The sequence below is a fragment of the Roseateles sp. genome (assembly GCF_049240545.1).
Classification (GTDB): domain Bacteria; phylum Pseudomonadota; class Gammaproteobacteria; order Burkholderiales; family Burkholderiaceae_C; genus Paucibacter_A.
The window spans coordinates 1-2,117 of the sequence record NZ_JBMLSK010000232.1 but is presented as its reverse complement, the minus strand read 5'-3'; the positions used below and the strand labels follow the sequence as shown (position 1 = coordinate 2,117).

Here is a 2,117-nt window from a genome sequence, read left to right as displayed (position 1 = left end):
AGCCAGCCCACGCGGCCGGCGCTGATCTTGCGCGGCGGGGCGAGCTTGCCCTCGCGCACCAGGCCCTCAAGCGTGCGCTCGCTGACGCCCAGGGCTTGGGCGGCGTGCTCGCGCGCCACCAGCAGGGGCGGGGCTTGGATGATCGTGAGGGGCTTGGCGCTCATGGCAGTGCTGATCGTTTGATGGCCATGGGTTGATCGAGCAGCGCGCTGATCCGCACGTATTCAGGCAGCGGCATGCCTGCCTGCCATGCCTGGTCGAACAGCTTGGACGGTATGAACAGCACCCACTCGCTGGGCGGGGTTCCGTTCTCGGTCATGAACTTGGCCCATGGCTCATTGGCCAGCAGTTTCTCGATCTCGCGCACCATGGCATCGAGGTCAACGGCAGCGGGTGCGCCGCTGCTGTTGGTACAGGTTGCCGTGCTCAAAATCCCACCCCCTTCACGCCCGCCGGCATATCGGCCCAGGCCAGCACCTTGCCCGTGACGGGCAGGCCGGTGGCCCAGCGCCAGGTGGTGCCGTCAAGGTAGCCCGGCCAGACTTCCTCGGCGTGCTGGGCTTCCACCAGCACGGTGGTGTCGGCGTCGGGCAGCTTGCCCGGCAGGCGGTGCCAGGTGAGCAGCTCGGTGTGGGTGGTGGTCACTTGCATTTCTCGGGCTCTTTGGCGCAGTCAACGCGGGGCGTGTCGACGTCGGGGTTGTCCTCGGGGTCGCCACCGCCGCAGGCGGTCAGCAGGGTGGCCAGTGCGGCCAGCAGAAGGGCGATCAGGCGGCGCATGCGTTGGCCTCTTCTTGCTCGATGGCCTGGCGCACCAGGGCCTCGCTGATGCGGAGTGCCTGGGCGACCACGGCGACGACTTGGTCGCGCGGGATCGTGCCAAGGCCTTTGGCGCGCTCGACGGCGGCCAGGATGAGGTCGGACTGCAGGGCGTTCATGCGGCTTGCTCTTCGTCGGTGGGGTCGTTGCTGGGCCGGCTGGGCCTGACTTGCCATGCGGCGGCCAGGGCGCTCAAGGGGTCGCTGCTGGCCGGGGATTCGCACCAGGTGCGGCCGCGGCGGATGCCGATGACGGTGGAGGCGCTGACCCCCTCCCGCGCGGCGATGACCTTGATGGGGTCCGTGCTGGCACGGATGCGGCGTGCGTCGTCCAGCGTGAGCTTGCGGTGGCTGACTTGCATTCGCCGCCGCAGGCGCTGCACGGCGTCTTGCTTGTAGACGCCAGCCGCGGCCAGTGCCTTCTGCTTATCGACGGTGCTGCCGCTGGCCAGGTGCTTGGGGTTGATGCAGCGCCAGTTGCAGCAGGTGCGCCAGACCACCAAGCCAGCGGGCAGTTGGCTCACGCTGTGCAAACCGCGGCTGAGGGCCAGCGCAAGGCGGAAGGCCGACTGGGGCAGGCCGCCGACGTTGATCTGTGGCTGGCGACCACCTGGGCCGCTCATGGAGCGTTGCCACTCCCAGCAGTCGCCGACCTCGACGGTGCATTCGGCGCGCAGCGCGGCCAGGGTCCATTGGCGGGTTGGGCGGCTCATGTGGCGGCTGCCTCGGTGTCCACGCTCAAGCCCATGGCCTCGTTGCGGGCGAAGTCGAGCTCGTTGGCCTTGTCGAGCCAAATCTGGCGCCAGTCGGTCCAGCTCATCTGTTCGCGGTGGCCGTCCATCAGGCGCAGCCAGTCGATCGGCTCGATGCCTTCCAGGGTCACCCAGGGCGTGCGGCAGGGCGGCAAGAGGTCGCGCTTTTCGGTGGCCAGGGCGATGAGGTCGGCCTGCTTGATGGTTTCGGCCCACATGGCGCTGGCGTTGTGCAAGGCGAAGGCGCTGCGCACGGCCCGGGCCAGCGTGGCCTCGAAGCGATCCCAGGCGGGGCCGATCACCCGCTTGCCTGGGGTGTGCATGTCGCCGCAGAAAGCCTCGTGGGCGTCGTGTATCAGGCCGGCAAAGAGGGCATGCGGGCAGGTGACGCGGAAATCGCGCTCCATGATCTGCACGACCAGCACGCTGTGCTCGGCCACGCTGTAAGGCCGGCAAGCGTGGCCGGTAAAGCGGTTGATCTGCGCCAGGCTGTGGGCGATGCAGGGCAGGGTGATGCTGCCAGGGCTGGGCTGCGTGAGGTGCAGCTC

General features: G+C 68.8%; 6 protein-coding genes. All 6 read right to left on the bottom strand.

Going from position 1 to position 2,117, the window contains the following annotated elements; genetic code table 11:
• Nucleotides 1–160: 160 nt before the first annotated feature.
• Nucleotides 161–370: a hypothetical protein gene (locus ACOVRJ_RS16395; protein WP_422044906.1), complete on the bottom strand. Its 210-nt coding sequence runs from the start codon at nucleotides 368–370 to the stop codon at nucleotides 161–163.
• A gap of 56 nt (nucleotides 371–426) precedes the next feature.
• A complete protein-coding gene (locus ACOVRJ_RS16390; RefSeq protein WP_422044905.1) occupies nucleotides 427–651 on the bottom strand; it encodes a hypothetical protein in 225 nt (74 codons plus the stop codon).
• Nucleotides 642–779: a hypothetical protein gene (locus ACOVRJ_RS16385; RefSeq protein WP_422044904.1), complete on the bottom strand. Its 138-nt coding sequence runs from the start codon at nucleotides 777–779 to the stop codon at nucleotides 642–644. The genes ACOVRJ_RS16390 and ACOVRJ_RS16385 overlap by 10 nt, the downstream gene beginning before the upstream one ends.
• Nucleotides 767–937 carry a hypothetical protein gene (locus tag ACOVRJ_RS16380; protein ID WP_422044903.1) on the bottom strand — a complete coding sequence of 57 codons (171 nt, stop codon included), beginning with the start codon at nucleotides 935–937 and terminating at the stop codon, nucleotides 767–769. Before ACOVRJ_RS16380 ends, ACOVRJ_RS16385 begins: the two co-directional genes overlap by 13 nt.
• Nucleotides 934–1,530, bottom strand: a complete 597-nt coding sequence (locus ACOVRJ_RS16375) for a hypothetical protein (RefSeq protein ID WP_422044902.1) — start codon at nucleotides 1,528–1,530, stop codon at nucleotides 934–936. The genes ACOVRJ_RS16380 and ACOVRJ_RS16375 overlap by 4 nt, the downstream gene beginning before the upstream one ends.
• Nucleotides 1,527–2,117 (bottom strand): hypothetical protein (locus ACOVRJ_RS16370; RefSeq protein WP_422044901.1); only part of this gene is annotated, 591 nt, incomplete at its 5' end. The genes ACOVRJ_RS16375 and ACOVRJ_RS16370, both read right to left, overlap by 4 nt.

Excerpts from the sequence above, each read along its gene's own strand:
- ACOVRJ_RS16380 (WP_422044903.1), bottom strand. The coding sequence starts at position 937 with ATGAACGCCCTGCAGTCCGACCTCATCCTGGCCGCCGTCGAGCGCGCC.
- ACOVRJ_RS16390 (WP_422044905.1), bottom strand. The coding sequence starts at position 651 with ATGCAAGTGACCACCACCCACACCGAGCTGCTCACCTGGCACCGCCTG.
- ACOVRJ_RS16375 (WP_422044902.1), bottom strand. The coding sequence starts at position 1,530 with ATGAGCCGCCCAACCCGCCAATGGACCCTGGCCGCGCTGCGCGCCGAA.
- ACOVRJ_RS16385 (WP_422044904.1), bottom strand. The coding sequence starts at position 779 with ATGCGCCGCCTGATCGCCCTTCTGCTGGCCGCACTGGCCACCCTGCTG.
- ACOVRJ_RS16395 (WP_422044906.1), bottom strand. The coding sequence starts at position 370 with ATGGTGCGCGAGATCGAGAAACTGCTGGCCAATGAGCCATGGGCCAAG.